This window comes from Agarivorans sp. D1326 (assembly GCF_056958115.1).
This window is the reverse complement of record NZ_JBTWEN010000001.1, coordinates 771,326-792,684: the sequence shown is the minus strand read 5'-3', so window position 1 is coordinate 792,684 and position 21,359 is coordinate 771,326. Positions and strand designations below refer to the sequence as shown.

The 21,359-nt window shown below is 44.2% G+C and carries 18 protein-coding genes; 16 read left to right on the top strand and 2 right to left on the bottom strand.

Going from position 1 to position 21,359, the window contains the following annotated elements:
- Positions 1–37: 37 nt before the first annotated feature.
- A complete protein-coding gene (barA, locus tag ACYFDN_RS03610; protein WP_483510012.1) occupies positions 38–2,815 on the bottom strand; it encodes a two-component sensor histidine kinase BarA in 2,778 nt (925 codons plus the stop codon).
- 94 nt (positions 2,816–2,909) lie between these two features.
- Between barA and rlmD the strand changes: the two genes are divergently transcribed.
- The 14 genes from rlmD to rpoS all read left to right on the top strand — a co-directional run bounded on the left by rlmD (position 2,910) and on the right by rpoS (position 16,911).
- The gene (rlmD, locus tag ACYFDN_RS03605) at positions 2,910–4,220 is read left to right on the top strand and encodes a 23S rRNA (uracil(1939)-C(5))-methyltransferase RlmD (RefSeq protein WP_483510011.1); all 1,311 of its coding nucleotides are present in this window, start codon (positions 2,910–2,912) and stop codon (positions 4,218–4,220) included.
- 51 nt (positions 4,221–4,271) lie between these two features.
- The gene (relA, locus tag ACYFDN_RS03600; protein ID WP_483510010.1) at positions 4,272–6,491 is read left to right on the top strand and encodes a GTP diphosphokinase; all 2,220 of its coding nucleotides are present in this window, start codon (positions 4,272–4,274) and stop codon (positions 6,489–6,491) included.
- Positions 6,492–6,513: 22 nt separating this feature from the next.
- Positions 6,514–7,329 carry a nucleoside triphosphate pyrophosphohydrolase gene (gene mazG, locus ACYFDN_RS03595; RefSeq protein ID WP_483510009.1) on the top strand — a complete coding sequence of 272 codons (816 nt, stop codon included), beginning with the start codon at positions 6,514–6,516 and terminating at the stop codon, positions 7,327–7,329.
- 134 nt (positions 7,330–7,463) lie between these two features.
- Positions 7,464–9,095, top strand: a complete 1,632-nt coding sequence (locus ACYFDN_RS03590) for a CTP synthase (protein WP_483510008.1) — start codon at positions 7,464–7,466, stop codon at positions 9,093–9,095.
- 63 nt (positions 9,096–9,158) lie between these two features.
- A complete protein-coding gene (gene eno, locus ACYFDN_RS03585) occupies positions 9,159–10,457 on the top strand; it encodes a phosphopyruvate hydratase (protein WP_016402842.1) in 1,299 nt (432 codons plus the stop codon).
- 136 nt (positions 10,458–10,593) lie between these two features.
- The gene (gene ftsB / locus ACYFDN_RS03580; protein ID WP_483510007.1) at positions 10,594–10,881 is read left to right on the top strand and encodes a cell division protein FtsB; all 288 of its coding nucleotides are present in this window, start codon (positions 10,594–10,596) and stop codon (positions 10,879–10,881) included.
- A gap of 23 nt (positions 10,882–10,904) precedes the next feature.
- Positions 10,905–11,609: a 2-C-methyl-D-erythritol 4-phosphate cytidylyltransferase gene (gene ispD, locus ACYFDN_RS03575; RefSeq protein ID WP_483510006.1), complete on the top strand. Its 705-nt coding sequence runs from the start codon at positions 10,905–10,907 to the stop codon at positions 11,607–11,609.
- A 6-nt stretch (positions 11,610–11,615) separates the two neighbouring features.
- Entirely contained in the window at positions 11,616–12,089 is a 474-nt protein-coding gene (gene ispF / locus ACYFDN_RS03570; RefSeq protein ID WP_338626418.1) for a 2-C-methyl-D-erythritol 2,4-cyclodiphosphate synthase, read from the top strand.
- Positions 12,090–13,145, top strand: a complete 1,056-nt coding sequence (gene truD / locus ACYFDN_RS03565; protein ID WP_483510005.1) for a tRNA pseudouridine(13) synthase TruD — start codon at positions 12,090–12,092, stop codon at positions 13,143–13,145.
- Complete coding sequence (surE, locus tag ACYFDN_RS03560) at positions 13,126–13,881, top strand: 5'/3'-nucleotidase SurE (RefSeq protein ID WP_483510004.1); 756 nt, start codon at positions 13,126–13,128, stop codon at positions 13,879–13,881. The genes truD and surE overlap by 20 nt, the downstream gene beginning before the upstream one ends.
- On the top strand, positions 13,881–14,522 hold the full coding sequence (locus ACYFDN_RS03555; RefSeq protein WP_040307426.1) for a protein-L-isoaspartate(D-aspartate) O-methyltransferase: 642 nt from the start codon (positions 13,881–13,883) through the stop codon (positions 14,520–14,522). The genes surE and ACYFDN_RS03555 overlap by 1 nt, the downstream gene beginning before the upstream one ends.
- A complete protein-coding gene (locus ACYFDN_RS03550; RefSeq protein WP_406610871.1) occupies positions 14,519–15,097 on the top strand; it encodes a YqaA family protein in 579 nt (192 codons plus the stop codon). The genes ACYFDN_RS03555 and ACYFDN_RS03550 overlap by 4 nt, the downstream gene beginning before the upstream one ends.
- A 4-nt stretch (positions 15,098–15,101) precedes the next feature.
- The gene (locus ACYFDN_RS03545) at positions 15,102–15,905 is read left to right on the top strand and encodes a peptidoglycan DD-metalloendopeptidase family protein (RefSeq protein WP_483510003.1); all 804 of its coding nucleotides are present in this window, start codon (positions 15,102–15,104) and stop codon (positions 15,903–15,905) included.
- A 55-nt stretch (positions 15,906–15,960) separates the two neighbouring features.
- Entirely contained in the window at positions 15,961–16,911 is a 951-nt protein-coding gene (rpoS, locus tag ACYFDN_RS03540) for an RNA polymerase sigma factor RpoS (protein WP_016402833.1), read from the top strand.
- 69 nt (positions 16,912–16,980) lie between these two features.
- Here the strand turns inward: rpoS and mutS are convergent, their stop codons facing one another.
- Complete coding sequence (gene mutS / locus ACYFDN_RS03535) at positions 16,981–19,554, bottom strand: DNA mismatch repair protein MutS (protein WP_483510046.1); 2,574 nt, start codon at positions 19,552–19,554, stop codon at positions 16,981–16,983.
- A 161-nt stretch (positions 19,555–19,715) separates the two neighbouring features.
- Between mutS and recA the strand changes: the two genes are divergently transcribed.
- Both recA and ACYFDN_RS03525 read left to right on the top strand, forming a co-directional pair.
- Entirely contained in the window at positions 19,716–20,759 is a 1,044-nt protein-coding gene (recA, locus tag ACYFDN_RS03530) for a recombinase RecA (RefSeq protein WP_016402831.1), read from the top strand.
- 34 nt (positions 20,760–20,793) lie between these two features.
- Positions 20,794–21,243, top strand: a complete 450-nt coding sequence (locus ACYFDN_RS03525) for a regulatory protein RecX (RefSeq protein WP_483510002.1) — start codon at positions 20,794–20,796, stop codon at positions 21,241–21,243.
- The last annotated feature ends 116 nt before the right edge of the window (positions 21,244–21,359 follow it).

Here is a 21,359-nt window from a genome sequence, read left to right as displayed (position 1 = left end):
ATAGCGGCTTTTATTTTGCGCCAAATACCTTGGAAGCTTAGCTTAGCTGCTGATTTAACTGCTTGGCAGCCTGTTTGACCTTTTCAATTTCATCACTTAATTCCAGCAATTCGGGCTCAACCTGAGCAACATCACCGTGCTGACGTAGGCTATCTTCGATGGTGGTTGTAAGTGACTCTAAGCGCTTACAACCACTGTATGCACAACCTCCGCGGAAGCGATGAACTAGCAGCACAAATTCGTCGGCATTGATTTGCTGATTCAGTATCTGCTCAATTGCTTCTTCTATCTCTACAAAACTGTCTTGCAACATAACAAACATATCTATGGCTAAGGCTTGGTTGTTGTTAGCGCGTTGCATGGCTAGTTGCCAAGACAGGCTAGCATTTTCAAATTCAATAGTTTTAGGTTGATCCAAGGTGGCGGCAAAGTCTTCTCGGCTAAGCAATTTAGCATTGGGTTGCCAGCGGTGGATAAGCTTCTCTAGTGAAGATTCATCTATGGGTTTTGCTAGGTAATCATCCACACCTTGCCCCAACAACTGCTCTTTTTCGCCCGCTAGAGCATGCGCAGTAACCGCGATAATTGGGGTTTGTTCATTTTTACTGTTCTGGCGAATTTTTTGGGTAGCGCTAATGCCATCTAAAATCGGCATTTGAATATCCATTAAGATGAGGTCGTAACTTTCTTCTTCAGCTTTAGTGATGGCTTCTAAGCCGTTAGTGCAGGTATCAACTTGGGTAACCAGCTCATGCAGCATTGCTGATATAAGTTTTAAGTTTGCTGCGTTGTCATCTACCGCTAGCACCTTTAACACCAGTTTTGAGCGGGAAACTTTTGCCATTGGCGTAACAACATCATTTACAGCAATCTTCTCATCAACTAATGCTTGCGCCAGTTTGCGATGGTTAATTGGCTTACTCATGCAGTGTTTAGCACCTGCTTCAATAACCCGTTGGTGAATATCAGGATCGCTGGAGTTGATTAATACAATCACTTCCGAGCTACGCTCTAGCGCTTCGGCTATTTTCTTTTGTAAGGGCTCGAGTGTTTGCCAGTCGCTATGGCCAATGATTACTGTACCTGAGAAGTGTTTTATCGCGCTTTGCCATTGAGCATCGTCAGTTGCGGTTTGCAGTGGCAGTTGCCACTGTTGGGCTAAACCGCTAATCACAGACTGGCTGACTTGGTGCGGTTCATATAGCAACACAGATAGCTGACTTAGCGCGGTTAATGGCAGCGGGGCTCCCAGTACCATGTTGGCCTGTTCTAGGTGAATATCGAAACTAAACACTGCGCCTTTTTCTGGCTCGGAGCTTAGTTTGATATCGCCACCCATATGTTGAACCAGCTTCTGAGTAATGACTAAGCCTAAACCGGTGCCGCCGTACTCGCGGTTAATACTGGTATCTGCTTGTTTAAAGGCCTGGAACAATTGCGATTGTTGCTCTTTAGAAATGCCAATGCCAGTATCTTTCACCGCAGCATTTAGCACCACTTGCTGGCCTTGTTGCTTGATTAAACTAATCGCAACGGTAATTTCACCCTGATGGGTGAACTTAATGGCATTGCCTAGTAGGTTAGTGAAAACTTGTTGTAAACGCAGTGGGTCGCCACGTAAACCTTCTGGCACACTAGGTTCTATCAGCAAGTTAAGTTCTAAGTTTTTATCTTGAGCACTTGGTGCTAGCAGTGTTACTACGTCGTTGATGGTATCTCGGAAGTTAAAATCAATGCGCTCGAGCTTCAGTTTTCCTGCTTCTAGTTTAGAGAAATCAAGAATGTCATTAATGATGGCAAGTAGATTGTTAGCTGACTTTTCAATGGTAAGCAGGTAGTCGGCTTGATTACTGTTTAGCTGAGTTTTAAGCAGTTGACGAGCAAATCCAATGACACCATTTAACGGAGTTCTTAATTCGTGGCTCATGTTGGCTAAGAATTCCGATTTCGCCTTAGCACCTTGTTGCGCCTCTTTTTTGGCGATATCTAACTCGATGTTTTGAATTTCAATCTGTTCAAGTGTTTCACGCAAATCACTCGTGGCTTGATCAATGCTTTGGTGCATTTCCTCATGATATTCGGCTAGCGATTTAGCCATGGAGTTAATACCGTGTTTCAGCAACCCCAACTCGCCGGTGTAACTGCCATCAACCCGGGCATCTAAGCGACCTTGGCGGATCCGGTCAACAATGTTCACCATGTTGGTAATGGGTTGGGTAACTTGCTTACTTAATTGGAAGGCGAATAGCACACTAATGAGTACGCCAAATAACACAATAAACAGCGCTACCGTGGTATCTCTAAACTGCAGCAGTAAGGCGCGGTCTTTGTTGTACTGCATTGAGATGTAACCCAGCAGCTCAGGTTTCCCATTACTAAAGGCGGCAAAACTACCTTCGGCTTCGGCCCAGATTGGCGCACGTAAAATAATTCGATTGGGGTAAATTTCTACCTGAGTTGATTGCGGCAGCGGTAGCTCTGGGTCGCTTTGTAGCAAGCGAATATTGCGGTGGTAGTTACTGGTTACAAAAAGTTGGTTGTGTTTATCGTACACCGCAATACTTTTAATTAACGGTGACATTTTTCGATGTGTAACGCTAATCAGCGATTTTACTTTTTCCCGGTTATAGCGGCTTAGGCCAACTTCACTGGCGATGGCGAGAGGCTCAATAACATTAACACCCTGCTCGATAACAAAGTTATCTAATTGCTGATTTCGATTAAAGGTGAAGTAGCTCGCCAACAAGATACCGACAAAAAGTGTAGGTATAATAGTGAGAATATATACGCGGGCGCGTAAGCCATACTTGGTCATAAACGTTTCTTATGGGAAAATGACATGGTTCCAATCGCTTATGATGACATAAGCCCGTCCCTTTTTGTATTCACCGAGTAAATAAGTCTCTTCTATGGCCCAATTTTTTAAAGCAAAAGCAAAATCTACTTCGATAAAGGCAATTAGAGACGCTCAGGTTCTAGCGCTTGATCACCATTTAAACGGAGTGGTAAAACACCAAGGCAAAACCTATTTTGTTGACGGGGTGTTGCCTGGAGAGCTGGTTGATGTATTACCTAGTGCTAAATCGGGCCCAGCTAAGTTACTAAAACGTTTAAATGATGCGCCCCAGCGCATCGAGCCTGCTTGTCAGTTTTACCAAGAGTGTGGTGGATGTAGTGCCCAGTATTTGTCGGCCCAGGCTCAGCGAGAATACAAACAAAGAGCGGTAGCTGAACTCATCAGTCGCCAGTCTGGTTATCGAGACTTGCCCGAGTTTGAAATATTAAGTGGAGATGATTGGCATTACCGACGCGCTACTCGTTTGAGCACTTGGTTTGATAAGCAGCGTGGTTGGCAGCTTGGTTTTCGTAAAAAGTCCAGTAAAGACATTGTGGCTATATCAGAATGCATTGTCCTTAAACCGCAACTGTCGGCGCTACTGGTGCCCCTTCAGCAATTATTAAAAACATGGCCAAAGTCTATCAATTTAGGTCATATCGAGCTTATTGACTGCCAGCCGAAAATTGTATGTCGGATCCGTGTTCGTAGTGAGCCTTCCGATAAAATTGCAGCGCAATTACGCAGCTTTGCTCAGCAACATTCCATAGCACTAGTTATCGCTACCGATGAGCAATCGAGCTATTTGATGGGGGAGCACGCTTACTACGATTTGGCTGAACAGGGCTTGCGCTTAGCCTTCACGCCCGGTGATTTTATTCAAGTGAACGAGGCCATGAATCAAGCTCTGGTTTCTAAAGCTTTAGAGTGGTTACAGCCTTGTGCAGAGGACCAAATACTGGATTTGTATGCCGGCATTGGTAATTTTAGCTTGGCTCTGGCGCAAAAAGCGCAGCAAGTGATTGCGGTGGAAGGGGTTACAGCAATGACTAAGCAAGTGCTAGCTAATGCTGAAGCAAATGGTTTAAGCAACGTTAGTGCATTTAGCGGCGATTTAGAGCAAGTTGAAACCGCTAAAGCTTGGCAGAAAACCAAGGTTAATAAAGTATTACTCGACCCTGCTAGAGCAGGAGCAAAACTAGCCATTTCACAGGTTGCCAAGCTTAGTCCAAGCACCGTAGTATATGTCTCATGTAATCCTGCTACCTTAGCCAGAGATGCCAAAGTGCTTAAACAAGCGGGGTATCGCTTAAGTAAGTTGGCGTTAGTAGACATGTTCGCACACACTGAACATGTAGAGACAATGGCCTTATTTGAACGTTAATGGTTGATGAGCAACCTGTGTTGGTAGCATTGATATAGGAATTTTTGTTGTATGGTTTCGGTACGAGAAACACATCTAAATGAACAACTTTTATTTGATGAGAATCAGTGGGTTGCTAGCCTTGATATTGCGGTAGAAGATCAACAGCACTTGTTTGCCGCCAGCAACTACTTTCGTGCTTTAGAAGCAGATAAAGACCAAGTCCATCGTTGTTTAACCAAGGGTAAGGAGATGGTGGAAATCTTAGTTACCCTTAACATGGATTTGCCTACCCTGGAAGCTGCGTTGTTATTTCCGTTTGTTGATGCTGGTTTGCTCGCAGAAGAAAAACTTAGCCCACAATTTAGTGATGAAGTGATCAAGTTGCGTCACGATGCGGCGCAAATGGACGCGATGAAGGCGCTAAGAACCGGTCAAAACAAAAGCCTATCATCTGGGCAAATAGATAATGTGCGACGGATGCTGCTGGCCATGGTGGGGGATGTTCGCGCTATTGTGATCAAGCTGGCCGAGCGTATTTGCTTTTTACGAGAAGTAAAAAATGAAGAAGAAGAGATCCGCGTATTAGCGGCCAAAGAAAGCCAGGATATTTATGCTCCGCTAGCGAACCGTTTGGGGATAGGCCAATTAAAGTGGGAGTTAGAAGATTTTACCTTTCGCTACTTGCATCCGGTCACCTACAAACAAATTGCTAAGCAGCTAGATGAAAAACGCCTCGCAAGAACCCAGTATATCGATGATTTTGTGGCTAAGTTGCAGCAGGATATTGAAGCTGCAGGCATTGATGCGCAAGTTTATGGTCGCCCAAAACATATTTACAGCATTTGGCGAAAAATGCAGAAAAAAGACTTATCTTTCGATAAGTTGTTTGATGTGCGTGCAATTAGGATTGTGGCTGAAAAACTGCAAGATTGTTACGCCATATTAGGCATAGTACATACCTCTTGGCACCATATCCCCAGCGAGTTTGACGACTATGTTGCCAATCCAAAACCGAACGGTTATCAATCTATTCACACCGTGGTAATTGGACCAGAAGGTAAGTCGATAGAGGTTCAAATCAGAACCAAGCAAATGCATGAAGAGTCTGAGCTTGGCGTGGCCGCACACTGGAAGTATAAAGAGGGTGGCAGCGGCGGTCGCAATGACTTCGAAGATAAAATTGCTTGGTTGCGTAAGCTATTAGCATGGCAAGACGATATTGCCGAAAATGGTGCCATGCTTGAGGAGCTGCGCTCCCAAGTATTTGACGACCGGGTATATGTATTCACCCCAAGCGGTGAAGTGATTGATTTGCCCGCTGGCTCCACGCCTTTAGATTTTGCCTACTACGTGCATAGCCAAGTGGGGCACCGCTGTATCGGCGCCAAAATTGGCGGCAGAATTGTCCCTTTCACCTACCAGTTACACACTGGTGAGCAAGTCGAGATTATTACTCAAAAAGAATCTAGCCCCAGCCGCGATTGGCTCAATCCCAATTTGGGCTATGTGAAGTCCTCGCGAGCGCGCAATAAAATAGCTACCTGGTTTAAAAAACAAGACAAAGACAAGAATCAAGTTGCTGGTAAAGAGCTGCTTGAAGCAGAGTTACATAAACATGGTTTTAAACTGAGTGATGCTGAGCTGTGTGTAGAACGTTTCAATGTAAAAAACCTCGATGATCTGCTGGCCGCTGTTGGCGCGGGCGATGTAAAGCTCAGCCAATTAATTCATCATTTGCAGGCCACGCTTAATAAGCCAACCGCAGAAGAAGAAGATCGTCAAGCATTGGAAACAATTGCCAAAAAGGCAGAGCATCACGGCCAAAAGAAAAAGCAGGCTAAAGATTCCATCGTAGTAGATGGCGTTGGCAACCTGATGACCCATATTGCTAAATGTTGTCAGCCTATTCCGGGTGACAGTATTAAAGGCTTTATTACCCAAGGGCGTGGTATTTCTATTCATAGTCACGATTGTGAACAGCTTGCTGAGTTAGTGAGTCGCACACCAGAGCGAGTGATTGATGCGGTATGGGGCGACAATACTGCCAGCAGCTACAGTTTAACCATTCGCATTATTGCCAATGATAGAAGCGGTTTATTACGTGATGTCACCACTGTGTTGGCTAACGACAAAGTGAATGTGATGGGTATGCAAAGCCACTCAGATGTAAAAAGCCAAACCGCTACCATTGATATGGAAATAGAGATTTATAACTTGGAAACCTTATCGCGGGTATTAGCCAAAATAAATCAGCTTAACCATATTATCGAAGCGCGCCGTTTACGCTAACTAGTCAGGAATTTTCATTTCAATGTCACAACGCCCTTATAGCATAGAGACGCTGTTAAGCATTATGACGCAGCTGCGCGACCCAGAAACGGGTTGCCCTTGGGACCAAAAACAAAATTGGCAAAGTATTGTTCCTTATACCATTGAGGAAACCTACGAGCTGGCAGATGCAATTAACCAAGCTTTAGAGCAAGCAGACTTTTCAGAAGTGAAGCTTGAGCTGGGAGATGTGTTGTTCCAAGTGGTGTTTTACGCACAATTTGCTAAAGAGCAGGGCGATTTTGATTTTGCCGATGTGGTTGATGGTATTTGTGAAAAGCTTATTCGCCGTCATCCCCATGTTTTCACTGAACAAGCTTTTAAGAATGAAGCGGCTATTAAAGCTAATTGGGAAGCTGAAAAAGCCAAAGAGCGCGCCAGTAAAGCGCAATCTAGCAGAGTGAGTGTTTTAGATGATGTGCCCTTGGCGCTTCCGGCTTTAAGCCGAGCGCAAAAACTACAAAAGCGTTGTGCAAATGTGGGTTTTGATTGGCCAGATGTGGCTCCTGTTATCGATAAGGTAGAAGAAGAGTTAGTGGAAGTTAAGCAAGCCATTGCCGAGAAGAATCAGCAAGAAATTGCTGAAGAAATCGGTGATTTGTTGTTTTCTTGCGTAAATTTAGCCCGAGCTTGTGATTTTGATGCAGAAGACTTACTACGTTCTGCTAACCAAAAGTTTACTCGTAGATTCCAAGGCGTTGAAGCGCTGGCAAGGGATTCGGGGAAAATCTTAGAAAGTATGAGTCTTTCAGAGATGGATGCGCTGTGGGATAAAGTGAAAGAAAATTACAAAAATTGATTTACAACAAAACCACTAAATCTTAGTCTTGATAGAGTGACATTGATTGTGGTGTTAAAGAGGCTTTGCTATACTATGCCCCCGTCCAAGTATCGCAGATACGCCCTTAACACATCCAACTTCTCAGGTTAGACATGACAACAAAGTACATTTTCGTCACTGGAGGCGTAGTATCCTCCTTGGGTAAAGGTATTGCCGCTGCATCATTAGCTGCGATCCTCGAAGCTCGCGGTCTTAAAGTGACCATTATGAAGCTTGACCCGTACATTAACGTTGATCCCGGCACAATGAGCCCGATCCAACACGGCGAAGTATTTGTAACCGAAGATGGCGCTGAAACTGACTTAGATTTGGGTCACTACGAGCGTTTCATTCGTAACAAAATGACTAAGCGCAATAACTTCACTACGGGTCGTGTTTATTCTGATGTACTGGCTAAAGAACGTCGTGGTGATTACTTAGGCGCAACTATCCAGGTGATCCCTCATATCACTAACGCAATTAAAGAGCGTGTAGTGGCGGGCGGCGAAGGTGTAGATGTAGCCATTGTTGAAATTGGTGGCACCGTGGGTGACATCGAATCGCAACCTTTCTTAGAAGCTATTCGTCAATTAGGTACCGAGATTGGCCGCGAACGCGCCATGTACATGCACCTCACCTTAGTGCCATATTTGGGTGCCGCTGGCGAAGTGAAAACTAAGCCTACTCAGCACTCGGTTAAAGAGTTGCGTTCTATTGGTATTCAGCCTGATATTCTTATTTGTCGTAGTGACCGTGCAATTCCTGCTAACGAGCGCGCTAAGATCGCCTTGTTCACTAACGTGCCAGATCGCGCGGTAATCTCCTTAAAAGATGTTGATAGCATCTACAAAATTCCAGCATTGCTTAAGTCTCAAGGCTTAGATGCTTTAGTGACCGAACGTTTCGGTATAGAGTGCGAAGAAGCTGATTTGAGCGAGTGGGAACAAGTTATTTACGAAGAAGCTAACCCAACCAATGAGATTGTTATTGGTATGGTGGGTAAGTATGTTGAATTACCTGACGCTTATAAATCAGTTAATGAAGCGCTAAAACACGGCGGACTTAAAAACCGTTTAAGTGTGAAAATTCAATATGTAGATTCTCAAGATCTTGAAGTAAAAGGCACCGATGTACTAAAAGACTTAGATGCGATTTTAGTACCAGGCGGCTTTGGCGAGCGTGGCGTAGAAGGCAAGATTTTGGCCGCACAATATGCTCGTGAGAACAATGTACCTTACTTGGGTATTTGTTTAGGCATGCAAGTAGCGTTAATTGAATACGCTCGTAACGTAGCTGGCTTAAAAGGTGCCCACTCAAGTGAGTTTGACCCTAAATCAAAACACCCAGTAGTTGGTTTAATTACCGAGTGGATTGATGAAGACGGTAAAGTAGAAACTCGTGATGTAGATTCTGACCTAGGCGGCACAATGCGTCTTGGCTCGCAGCTTTGTCATCTAACCAAAGGGTCTAAGGTGGCAGAGTTATATGGCAGCGTAGAGATTTATGAGCGCCACCGCCATCGCTACGAAGTTAATAATACTTTGTTACCAAAAATTACCGCGAAAGGCTTACTGGTAACCGGTCTTTCTTCGGATAAAAAGTTAGTAGAAATCATTGAAAACCCAGCTCACCCTTGGTTTGTGGCAGCACAATTCCACCCTGAATTCACGTCTACGCCTCGCGATGGACATCCGTTGTTTGCAGGTTTTGTAAAGGCAGCTGGTGAATTTAATAAAGCTCGCTAGACTCAATTAGCGAGTAATGTTTTTTAGAGAGTTAGAAGTTCATTTATATAGAGGAAATTAGTAATGTCTAATATCGTAAAAGTACTTGGTCGCGAAATCATGGATTCACGCGGTAACCCAACTGTAGAAGCTGAAGTACACCTAGCTGACGGTTCTATCGGTATGGCTGCTGCTCCATCTGGCGCATCAACTGGTTCACGTGAAGCCCTAGAATTACGTGACGGCGATAAAGCTCGTTACTTAGGCAAAGGTGTATTAAAAGCAGTTGAAGCTGTAAACGGCCCAATCGCAGAAGCACTTGCTGGTAAAGACGCATTGGCTCAAGCTGAGCTTGACCAAATCATGATCGACCTAGACGGCACTGACAACAAAGCTAACTTTGGTGCTAACGCTATCCTAGCTGTATCTCTAGCTGCTGCTAAAGCTGCTGCTGCTTCTAAGAAAGTACCACTATACGCTCACATCGCTGACCTAAACGGTACTTCAGGTGTTTACTCTATGCCTCTTCCAATGATGAACATCATCAACGGTGGTGAGCACGCAGATAACAGCGTAGACATCCAAGAATTTATGATTCAGCCAGTTGGCGCTGCTAACTTCCGTGAAGGCCTACGTATGGGCGCTGAAGTATTCCACAGCCTAGCTAAAGTTCTTAAAGCTGGTGGTCACTCAACTGCTGTTGGTGACGAAGGTGGTTTCGCTCCAAACCTAGAGTCAAACGAAGCTGCACTTGCTGCAATTAAAGAAGCTGTTGCTGGCGCGGGTTACGAGCTAGGTAAAGACATCACTCTAGCTATGGATTGTGCTGCTTCTGAATTCTACGACAAAGAAGCTAACATCTACGACCTTAAAGGCGAAGGTAAGAAATTCACTTCAGAAGAGTTCAACTTCTTCCTTAAAGATCTTACTGAACAGTACCCAATCGTTTCTATTGAAGACGGCTTAGACGAGTCTGATTGGGACGGTTTTGCTCACCAAACTAAACTTCTAGGTGACAAAATCCAATTAGTTGGTGACGATTTGTTCGTAACTAACACTAAGATCCTTAAGCGTGGTATCGACAACGGCATCGCTAACTCTATCCTAATTAAATTCAACCAAATCGGTTCTTTAACTGAAACTTTGGCTGCAATTAAAATGGCTAAAGACGCTGGCTTCACTGCTGTTATCTCTCACCGTTCAGGCGAGACTGAAGATGCAACTATCGCTGACTTAGCTGTTGGTACTGCTGCTGGCCAAATCAAAACTGGTTCACTAAGCCGTTCTGACCGTGTTGCTAAGTACAACCAACTTCTACGTATCGAAGAAGCTCTAGGTTCAAAAGCACCTTACAACGGCCTTAAAGAAGTTAAAGGCCAGTAATTCTTTTGAATTAAGCCGATAGCTTTAAAAATCCTCGCACTAGCGGGGATTTTTTTTGCCTAGGATTTAGATAAATAACACGCTGCTTATGGAGTAACAAACGGCTTTATGGGATTATCTCTGTTAGGGAGGAACCATGCGTTCGTTTAAGATTTTACTGATATTGATTGTTTTGCTGTTGCAGTATCAACTGTGGTTTGGCAAAAACTCGCTTAATGACTACTTCGCGCTACGTGAAGAGGTCACCAAGCATGACTTAGCAAATCAAGAATTAGCGCAGAGAAACTCGGTGTTAGTTGCCGAAATTGCTGATCTACGCAGCGGTTTTGATGCGGTAGAAGAGCATGCGCGTAATGAACTTGGCATGATTAAGCAGGGTGAAACTTTTTATCGCATAATTCCGTCCTCCGAAATAGAACAATAAGTGGCTCCGAGTATCAACATTTCATGAAATCTGAATGCAAGCAATATACTGCGCTGTTACCTGCCGCAGGTATTGGTAGTCGTATGCAAGCCTCTCTTCCTAAACAATATTTGCGTTTAGGTGAGCAGACCATTTTAGAAACTACCGCCAAGGTCTTTTTATCCCACCCTGCTATTAAAAACTTAATCATTGTATTGCACCCCAACGACACTTGGTTTAACCAATTACCCTTAGCCAAAGACGTACGCATTAATACGGTGGTTGGTGGCGATGAGCGGGCAGACTCTGTATTAGCTGGGCTTAAAGCGGCTAAGAAAGATGAATGGATTCTAGTCCATGATGCGGCCAGGCCTTGTATTACCGAAAGTGACATTAGCAAATTGATTAGCGCCGTTGAGCAACAGCAATGTGGTGGTATTTTAGCCACTCAAGTTCGCGATACGATGAAGCGCGCTGCGGATGGAAAAATTGCCCAAACAGTATCTAGAGAACAGCTTTGGCATGCATTAACCCCACAAATGTTTAAGGTTAAGCAGCTTAAAGACAATATACAAAATGCCTTGTTAACTGGCGTAGTGATTACCGATGAAGCGTCTGCTATGGAGTGGGCGAACTGCCCGGTGAGCTTAGTGACAGGGCGTAGCGATAACATTAAAGTGACTTGCCCAGAAGATTTGGCCTTAGCAAAATGGTTTATCAGCCAGCAACAGAATGAAGAGGAAGTATAAGTGAGTATTCGCATTGGCCACGGTTTTGACGTTCACAAGTTTGGTGGAGAAGGCCCATTAATGGTTGCTGGTGTTGCCATTCCTTACGAGCAAGGATTTGTTGCTCACTCTGATGGCGATGTTGCTCTTCATGCTTTATGTGACGCTTTGTTGGGAGCACTAGCCTTGGGTGATATCGGTCACCATTTCCCCGACAATGATCAGGCATATGCCGGCATCGACTCGCGAATTTTATTACGCCAAGTGGTCGCGCAGATATTTGAGCGCGGCTTTAAACTGGCAAATCTTGATTTAACCATTGTGGCCCAAGCACCTAAGATGGCGCCGCACATAGAAGCCATGCGGCTAAATATTGCAGAAGACTTGCAAGCCGATATAAGCCAAATTAATGTAAAAGCCACAACAACCGAAAAGCTTGGTTTTGAAGGGCGTAAAGAAGGCATCTCTAGTCACGCCGTTGTATTGCTGGAGAAAAACTAAGTGAGTGATTATCTAGAGCAAATTAACCAGCTCAATTATCTCCATGGTAAACCACAAAGTAGCGGTATCTTAAAACAACAAGCCGCGGATTTTTGTGTGGATGAAGTATTGCCCTTTGAGTTTAGTGGCGATGGCGAGCACATGATGGTGAAGGTGGAAAAAACCGGTGAAAATACTTCATGGGTGGTAAAAATGCTGGCCGAAGCCTGCCAAGTAAGCCCTAAAGTGATTAGCTACGCGGGTTTAAAGGATCGCCACGCAGTAACGACTCAATGGTTTAGTATTCAGTTGCCCGGAAAGCCTAATGTTGAGTTACCCGAGCTCTTGGGTGAGGGGGTAAAAGTTGTTGCCGTTGAGCGGCATAACCGAAAGCTAAAACGCGGGGCCTTGTCTGGAAACAATTTTAAGATCCGTTTGCGTGATGTATCAGATGCGAAAGATGCGTTAATCCGTGCAGAGTTAGTTGCAAAAGCGGGAGTGCCAAATTACTTCGGAGCGCAGCGTTTTGGACGAGGCGCCAGCAATATAGACAGTGCTTTAGCTATGTTTGCCGGTAAGCGCATTAAAAACCGTGATAAACGCAGTATTTACCTCTCGGCCGCGCGTAGCTTAGTATTTAACCGAGCTGTGAGTGAACGAATAGCCCAGCAGCATTTTTCAGAGCTGCTAACTGGTGATGTGATGAAATTTGCTAGCAGCAATGCTTACTTTGTCGCTGAGCAAGTTGATGCAGATATTGTTGAGCGTTTCCAGCAAGGTGAAATTGAGCTTTCTGCACCTATGGTAGGGAAGGGGGAGTTAGCTTGCGTAGAGGACGCTTTGCGCTTCGAGCAAAGCGTGCTGAGTCTCTATCCTCAAATTATTACAGGCTTAAGTGAAGCAGGTTTGAAGATGGAACGCAGGGCTCTGGCACTTAAACCACAACAGTTTAGCGCGAAGCTTGATGGTAATGACTTAGTACTGAGCTTTTACCTAAGTGCAGGAAATTACGCAACAAGCATATTGCGTGAAATAGTAAATTGCCAAGGTGAAGGTCATGACCATATTAGTGAGTAATGATGATGGTATTCATGCACCTGGCATTCAATGTTTAGCGCAGTGCTTAAAGCAACTAGCGCCGGTGTTAACGGTTGCCCCAGATCGCAATTGTAGCGGTGCCAGTAACTCTTTAACTCTAGAAAACCCCTTACGCATTGTGCACTTAGATGAACAGACTATCTCTGTTAAGGGGACGCCCACAGACTGCGTGCATCTGGCGATTAACGAGTTAGTGGATGAGCTACCAGAACTGGTGGTGGCGGGTATTAACGCAGGAGCCAACCTTGGTGATGACGTACTGTATTCTGGTACCGTTGCTGCAGCAATGGAAGGAAGAAACTTGGGTTTACCAGCAATTGCTGTATCGTTAGTTGGAAGTAAAGGGAAGCACTATCAAACCGCTGCAGAAGTAACTTTAAAGTTGATTAAGCAACTGCGCGAGCATGCCTTACCGAGTAATCAAATTCTTAATGTGAACGTTCCTGATTTGCCAATGGAGCAGATTAAGGGCGTAAAGGTAACTCGGGCTGGCAGCCGGCATCGTGCAGAAGTGATGGTTAAACAACAAGATCCACGTGGCCACGACATTTATTGGCTTGGTCCACCTGGAGAAAAGCAAGATGCAGGTGAAGGCACCGACTTTCACGCTGTTGCTCAGGGCTATGTATCAATAACACCTTTAACAATAGATATGACAGCCCACAGCTTTATTGGCAAACTAGACACATGGATCAAGGATTGGGAGGCAAGGTAATGCAATTTGGCGAAAGCCCAAATAGTGTGAAACTGGTGAATCAACTACGTCAACACGGTATACAAAACCAAGCCGTTTTGAACGCTATCGCTAAACTACCCCGACAATATTTCATTGATGAAGCGCTTGCACATCAAGCTTGGGATAATACCGCCCTGCCTATTGGTCAAGGGCAAACCTTATCTCAACCTTATATTGTGGCCAAAATGACTGAAATATTGCTGCAAACACAGCCGAAAAAAGTGCTCGAAATTGGCACCGGCTCGGGTTATCAAACTGCGGTTTTAGCTTCTTTAGTCGACCAAGTTTACTCAGTTGAACGGATTAAAACGTTGCAGTTTCAAGCCAAACGCCGCTTAAAAATGCTCGATTTACATAATGTTGCAACAAAACATGGCGATGGTTGGCAAGGTTGGGCTAGCAAAGGGCCATTCGATGCAATTATTGTAACTGCCGCTGCAGCAGCTATTCCTCAAGCGTTAGTTGAGCAATTGAGTGTAGGTGGCCAAATGATTATTCCAGTAGGTGAGCAACAGCAGCAACAGTCGCTTATCTTAGTAGAAAAACAAACCCAAGGTTTTACCCAACGTAATCTTGAACCCGTTCGTTTTGTTCCTTTAATTAATGGTGAATTAGCGTGAAAATTTTTAGTGCCTTATACGATAGAGTGATGACGTGGTCTGAGCACCGCCATGCTGTACGTTATCTTTCAGGGATGAGTTTTATAGAATCTATCTTTTGGCCTATTCCTGTCGATGTCATGCTGGCGCCTATGGCGCTTTCTCGCCCTAATAAAGCATTACGCTTTGCTATGTTGGCGACTATTTTTTCAGTATTAGGGGCGGCTTTGGGTTATGCCTTAGGCCAGTTTTTCTACGAGCCTCTTGTGGAGCCGCTGATTAAATCGGTCGGCTACCAACATAAAATGGATGTGGCCTTTGAATGGTTTGAAAAGTGGGGGGTATTAGTAATTTTTGTGGCTAGCTTCACCCCAGTTCCATACAAAGTCTTCACCTTAACTGCCGGTATTCTGAATATGGCATTTATCCCGTTTTTGCTTATCTCTTTAGTTGGTCGCGGTATGCGCTTTTACCTAGTGGCTGGCTTGATGATGTGGGGCGGCGAAAAAATGGAAGCTCAACTTCGTAAATATGTAGAAATTTTAGGTTGGTTAGTTGTGGCTTTAGCTGTGGTAGCGTACTTATTGCTTCGTTAACACTATGAATTACTGGCGTTATTTGGGCTTAGTGTTTCTCGTTTGCTTGCTACAAGGGTGTAGTCGAGAAGGCGGCCCCGCGCCAGTTACTAATGCTGGAACTTATAACGAAGAGACCCGAGGTGTCCTAAATAGCTCCAGTTATAAAGTAACAAAGGGCGAAACACTGTACTCGATTGCTTGGCGGGCTGGGATCGACCCCGAACAATTAGCAAAAAGAAATAATATTCCGCCTCCATACACAATATATGTTGGTCAAACTATAAATCTGAAAGCTAGCAGTGTTAAAACCAGTAAAGCTAAAACCAATAAGCATAAAACTGTGAAGCCGCAAGTTAAAGATGTTAAAAAATCGTCAAAAGAACTTGAATCAACGTCAACAAAGGCATACGCTAAAAACTCGCCGAAAGTTACCGTGAAGGCTAAAACCGGTCCCGTCAAAGGCTGGGTTTGGCCAACAAAAGGCAAGATTATCAAGGGTTTCTCTAACAAAGAGAATGGTAATAAAGGCCTAGATATTCGCGGTAAGCAAGGCCAAAAAATCGTAGCTTCAGCACCGGGTCGAGTGGTGTATGCAGGTAGTGCATTACGAGGTTACGGAAAACTAATAATAATAAAACACAATGATGATTATTTAAGTGCTTATGCTCATAACAGTCGTTTACGTGTCAAAGAAAAACAGCAAGTAGTAGTAGGGCAACATATCGCCGATATGGGCGATACAGGAACAACAGATACGCGATTACATTTTGAGATCCGTTTCAAAGGAAAGTCAGTAGATCCAGCTAAGTATCTACCGGCACTCTAGCCTAGATTGCATATAACAATAACAGCAATCAGGTCTTGTTCAGGGAGGTTATGCTATGACCCAAGTAAAAACTGCTGTAAAACTTAAAAGCGTTTCAACAGAAAATTCAAAGAATCAAACTGTTGATAAAAAATCTGATAAAGATGACATCATGCAAGCCGATGTTTCCAAGAGTTTAGATGCTACTCAGCTCTATCTTGGCGAAATTGGTTTCTCTCCATTGCTTACCGCCGAAGAAGAAGTCCTATATGCCCGCCGCGCCCTTAGAGGTGATGAAGCCGCGCGTAAAAGGATGATTGAAAGTAATCTTCGCTTGGTGGTAAAAATTGCTCGCCGCTACAATAATCGTGGTTTAGCACTGCTAGATTTAATCGAGGAAGGGAACCTTGGTTTGATTCGAGCAGTGGAAAAATTTGACCCGGAGCGTGGTTTCCGATTCTCCACCTATGCTACATGGTGGATTCGTCAAACCATCGAACGAGCAATTATGAATCAAACTCGAACTATTCGATTACCGATTCATGTGGTGAAAGAACTAAATGTATATTTACGTACAGCACGTGAATTAGCACACCGTTTAGATCACGAACCAACCGCCGAGGAGATTGCTGAAACGCTAGATCGTCCGGTTGAAGATGTCACTAAGATGTTACGTCTAAACGAACGCATCAGCTCAGTTGATACGCCTATTGGTGGGGATAATGATAAAGCCTTGCTTGATATCATTTCAGATGAGAATGACCACGGGCCTGAACACCGCACCCAAGACGACGATATGAAAAATAGTATCGTTGGTTGGTTAGGTGAGCTAAACAGCAAACAACGCGAAGTATTAGCACGTCGCTTTGGTTTACTAGGTTATGAAGCATCTACTCTGGAAGATGTGGGCCGTGAGATAGGCTTAACACGCGAGCGTGTTAGACAAATTCAGGTTGAAGCGCTACGTCGCTTACGTGACATACTTTCTCTACAGAATTTATCTATAGATTCGCTGTTTAAAGTGTAGTTAAAGAAATATTAGATAATAAAAAGGAAGCTTAGGCTTCCTTTTTTAGTTGCTGACTGAACAGGTAATTTAATGACTTTGCTGTTTTAGTTTATACAATAAATCTAAAGCTGCTTTAGGAGTTAGTTCGTTGGGGTCGAGCTGTTTAAGCTGCTCAACAACCGGGTGAGGTTCTGGTTCGCCTAAGTCCATGTTTAACTGAGCAGCTAAGTCTCCATTTACTGCATTTGAGCCAACAGGCTCAATCGCCTCAAGTTGTTTGAGCTTTCGTTTCGCTTGGTTGATGACTGCTTTTGGAATGCCAGCAAGAGCAGCTACTTGCAAGCCATAGCTTTTACTCGCCGCGCCATCTTGTACTTGATGCATAAATGCGATGGTATCCTGATGTTCAACCGCGTCTAAATGCACATTAGCTGCCCCTTCCAACAATTCTGGAAGCTGAGTTAACTCAAAATAGTGAGTAGCAAAAAGCGTTTGTGATTTAAGTTTAGCTAATGCCTGCGCTACGGCCCAAGCTAATGACATACCATCATAAGTGCTTGTTCCTCGGCCAATTTCGTCCATCAGTACTAGGCTATTGGCAGTGGCGTTATGCAATATATTTGCAGTTTCAGTCATCTCAACCATAAAGGTAGAACGACCACTTGCCAGATCATCGGAAGCACCAATACGAGTGAAGATTTTATCTATTGGTCCAAGTTCTGCGCTATCAGCCGGAACATAACTTCCCATGTAAGCCATCAAACAGATAAGTGCTGTTTGGCGCATATAAGTCGATTTACCACCCATGTTAGGGCCTGTAACTATTAATAGCTGGCGCTGTTTGTTTAGCTGAACTGGGTTGGCAATAAATGGTGTTTCATTTACATGCTCTACAACCGGGTGACGGCCGCCCTGGATACTAATACCTGAGTTTTTCACAAAGCTTGGGCGAGAATAGTTTAAGCTTTCGGCTCTTTCTGCCAAACACGCTAGAACATCTAGTTGAGCAATGGCTTGAGCACTTTGTTGCATTTTGTTTAGCTCTGGCATTAACAGGTCGAGTAGTTGCTCGTATAACTGTTTTTCAAGGGCTAGCGCTTTACCTTGACTAGAAAGCACTTTTTCTTCGTGCTCTTTAAGCTCAGGGATGATGTAGCGCTCCATATTCTTTAAAGTTTGACGGCGAATATAGTGCTCAGGAACTTGTTCTGCATGGGCTCTGCTAACTTCGATATAAAAACCATGCACTTTGTTATAGCCAATTTTTAGATTAGCGATGCCTGTTTGCTCGCGCTCACGCTGCTCTATATCACTTAAGAACTGAGTAGCCCCGTCACTTAAGTTACGCCACTCATCCAGTTCTTGATTGTAGTCTGGCGCAATAACCCCACCATCTCGAATGAGTACTGGAGGATTATCAATAATTGCATTTTGTAGCAGTGTGAGGGTATCTGGGAACTCACCGATGTTTTTAGCTAAAGGGGCTAAAGCCTGGCAGTTAAGTAAATAACTTTGCAGCTCGGGCAGTTGGTCAAAAGCATTGCGTAAGCGAGCAAGATCCCGAGGACGAGCAGAGCGCAATGCTAAACGCGCTAAAATACGCTCAATGTCACCTATGGATTTAAGAATGCTTTGAAGTTGTGGATAGAGGTCAGCACTTAAGATCTCGGCAATACAATCTTGGCGAGCTACAACTTCTTGCTGATTGCTCAACGGTTGATGGATCCAGCGGTTGAGCAAGCGGCTACCCATGGCAGTGGCGCTGCGATCTAAAATGGCGCTGAGAGTATTGTCATAAGTGCCGGCCAAGTTTCGAGTAAGCTCTAAGTTTTTGCGACTAGCTGCATCTAGCTGAATAAACTGGCTTTGGCTTTCAATAATAATTGCATTGATATGTGGCAATGCAGTGCGCTGGGTATCCTGGACATATTGCAATAAGCAACCCGCTGCCGACAGGGCGAGGGGATATTCACTCACGCCAAAACCATCTAGATGACGAGTACCAAATTGCTGGTTTAGCACTTTTTCCGCTGTGGCTAAATCAAACTCCCACTCACCGCGTCGGCGTAGGCCTTTGTAGCTTTGCAAACTTGGGTAAAATTCAAAATCGTCGGGGTAGAGCAATTCGGCTGGGTTTAGTCTCTGAAGTTCGGCTTGTAGCTGATCCTCGCCATTAAACTGATTGATAACGAAGCGACCACTGGCAATATCCAGGTAAGCAAGACCAATTTGTTCTAGTTGATTCACTACGCTAACTAGTAAGTTGTCTTGCTTTTCCTCTAGTAGCGCTTCGTCACTTACTGTACCAGGGGTGATGATTCTAACTACTTTTCGTTCGACCGGCCCTTTACTGGTAGCTGGGTCGCCAATCTGTTCACAAATCGCGACTGACTCGCCTAGTTGTACAAGTCGTGAAAGATAGTTCTCGGCCGCGTGATAGGGAATGCCTGCCATGGGAATCGGCGTACCGGCTGATTGTCCACGTTTGGTTAGCGAAATATCCATTAGTTCAGATGCGCGTTTTGCATCCTCATAAAACAACTCATAGAAATCGCCCATCCGATAGAACAGAAGGATATCAGGGTGTTGCGCCTTTAGATTAAGGTACTGGCGCATCATCGGCGTATGTTTTTCTAGGTTTGTTTCAGTCATCAGCGTAATCGAATTATTGGCTATTTAGGTGAACGAAGCTGCAAGGATAAAAGCTGCCAGCTAATTAGGCAAAACTCTTTTAGGAATTTTATGGAATAAACTTGATACTGTATGAATACCCAGTATACTACTGTTCAACAAGATAGTTAAAAGCACCTAACGAGGGCGATATGGATCAGAACAAACAAAAGGCATTAGCTGCGGCCCTAGGCCAAATTGAGAAGCAATTTGGTAAAGGCTCAATCATGAAGCTTGGTGATAACCGTACCATGGATATTGAAACCATTTCTACTGGTTCTTTATCAATTGATATTGCTTTGGGTGCAGGTGGCTTGCCAATGGGCCGTGTGATTGAAATCTATGGCCCTGAAAGTTCTGGTAAAACCACACTTACTTTAGAAGCTATCGCGCAAGCCCAAAAAGTGGGTAAAGTATGTGCCTTTGTTGACGCGGAGCATGCCTTAGACCCTATCTATGCGAAAAAGCTAGGTGTAGACGTAGACAACTTATTGGTATCTCAACCTGATACTGGTGAGCAAGCTCTAGAAATTACCGATATGTTAGCCCGCTCTGGTGCTGTAGATATGATTGTTATTGACTCGGTTGCAGCCTTAACACCAAAAGCAGAAATTGAAGGAGACATGGGCGATAGCCACGTTGGCCTGCAAGCACGTTTGATGTCTCAAGCATTACGTAAGTTAACCGGTACCCTTAAGCAAACTAACTGTATGTGTATCTTCATTAACCAAATCCGTATGAAGATTGGTGTAATGTTTGGTAACCCTGAAACCACTACCGGTGGTAACGCACTTAAATTCTACGCATCGGTTCGTTTAGACATTCGCCGCATTGGCGCAGTTAAAGCTGGCGATGAAGTTGTTGGTAACGAAACTCGCGTTAAAGTGGTTAAAAACAAAATTGCACCACCGTTTAAACAGGCTGAATTCCAGATTATGTATGGTGAAGGTTTTAACCGCTACGGTGAGCTGGTTGACCTAGGTGTTAAAGAGAAGCTGGTTGATAAAGCCGGTGCTTGGTTCTCTTACAAAGGCAATAAAATAGGTCAAGGTAAAGCAAACGCTTCTACCTACTTAAAAGAGCATCCAGAAGTTGCTCAAGAAATTGAGATGACAATTCGTAACAACCTGTTAAATAAGGTTGAGCTCGAAGAGCAAGAGCCTGCCGCTGAAGCTCCAGTAGATCAAGAAGCATAAGCGAGATAAAGGAGCCTAAGGGCTCCTTTTTGTTATGACTAATCGTAGTGCCTTACATACCACCATCGACTTGCTATCAAGACGTTCTTATAGCCAACTGCAGCTGTTGCAAAAACTGCGGCAAAAAGGCTACCAAGATGACGAAGTTAGTGATGCTCTAGAGTACGCGCAACAAAATGCTTGGTTAGATGATAGAAGTTATGCTGCATCGTTAACCCGCGCTAGGGTTAGCAGAGGCTATGGCAAAAACTATATTAAGCAGTATTTGCAAATCAAGGGTATTAGCGGCGATTTAGCGATTGAAGTTTTGGAACAGGATGACTGGGATTGGTACCAAGCCATCGAACTTTGTTTTAACAAGAAATTTAAGCAAGGTTTACCCAGCGACCGAATGCAAAAGCAAAAATGTACAGCCTACTTGTTTCGACGAGGCTTCGATTTCGAACTAATCAATATCTTGTATAGCGAACTACAACAGCAATAAGCCTCGAACACTTTGCCTGCAAAGGTCTGCGTGATATATTGTCGCGATTAGTAACGGTTTCACCTTTTTTAGCGCTTATCGACGGGAAACTTTAGGTTTCACCGCTATGTCGAGTT

Bases quoted from the DNA above. Each gene is read 5' to 3' on its own strand.
- barA (WP_483510012.1), bottom strand. From the start codon at position 2,815: ATGACCAAGTATGGCTTACGCGCCCGCGTATATATTCTCACTATTATA.
- rlmD (WP_483510011.1), top strand. From the start codon at position 2,910: ATGGCCCAATTTTTTAAAGCAAAAGCAAAATCTACTTCGATAAAGGCA.
- relA (WP_483510010.1), top strand. From the start codon at position 4,272: ATGGTTTCGGTACGAGAAACACATCTAAATGAACAACTTTTATTTGAT.
- mazG (WP_483510009.1), top strand. From the start codon at position 6,514: ATGTCACAACGCCCTTATAGCATAGAGACGCTGTTAAGCATTATGACG.
- ACYFDN_RS03590 (WP_483510008.1), top strand. From the start codon at position 7,464: ATGACAACAAAGTACATTTTCGTCACTGGAGGCGTAGTATCCTCCTTG.
- eno (WP_016402842.1), top strand. From the start codon at position 9,159: ATGTCTAATATCGTAAAAGTACTTGGTCGCGAAATCATGGATTCACGC.
- ftsB (WP_483510007.1), top strand. From the start codon at position 10,594: ATGCGTTCGTTTAAGATTTTACTGATATTGATTGTTTTGCTGTTGCAG.
- ispD (WP_483510006.1), top strand. From the start codon at position 10,905: ATGAAATCTGAATGCAAGCAATATACTGCGCTGTTACCTGCCGCAGGT.
- surE (WP_483510004.1), top strand. From the start codon at position 13,126: ATGACCATATTAGTGAGTAATGATGATGGTATTCATGCACCTGGCATT.
- ACYFDN_RS03555 (WP_040307426.1), top strand. From the start codon at position 13,881: ATGCAATTTGGCGAAAGCCCAAATAGTGTGAAACTGGTGAATCAACTA.
- ACYFDN_RS03545 (WP_483510003.1), top strand. From the start codon at position 15,102: ATGAATTACTGGCGTTATTTGGGCTTAGTGTTTCTCGTTTGCTTGCTA.
- rpoS (WP_016402833.1), top strand. From the start codon at position 15,961: ATGACCCAAGTAAAAACTGCTGTAAAACTTAAAAGCGTTTCAACAGAA.
- recA (WP_016402831.1), top strand. From the start codon at position 19,716: ATGGATCAGAACAAACAAAAGGCATTAGCTGCGGCCCTAGGCCAAATT.
- ACYFDN_RS03525 (WP_483510002.1), top strand. From the start codon at position 20,794: ATGACTAATCGTAGTGCCTTACATACCACCATCGACTTGCTATCAAGA.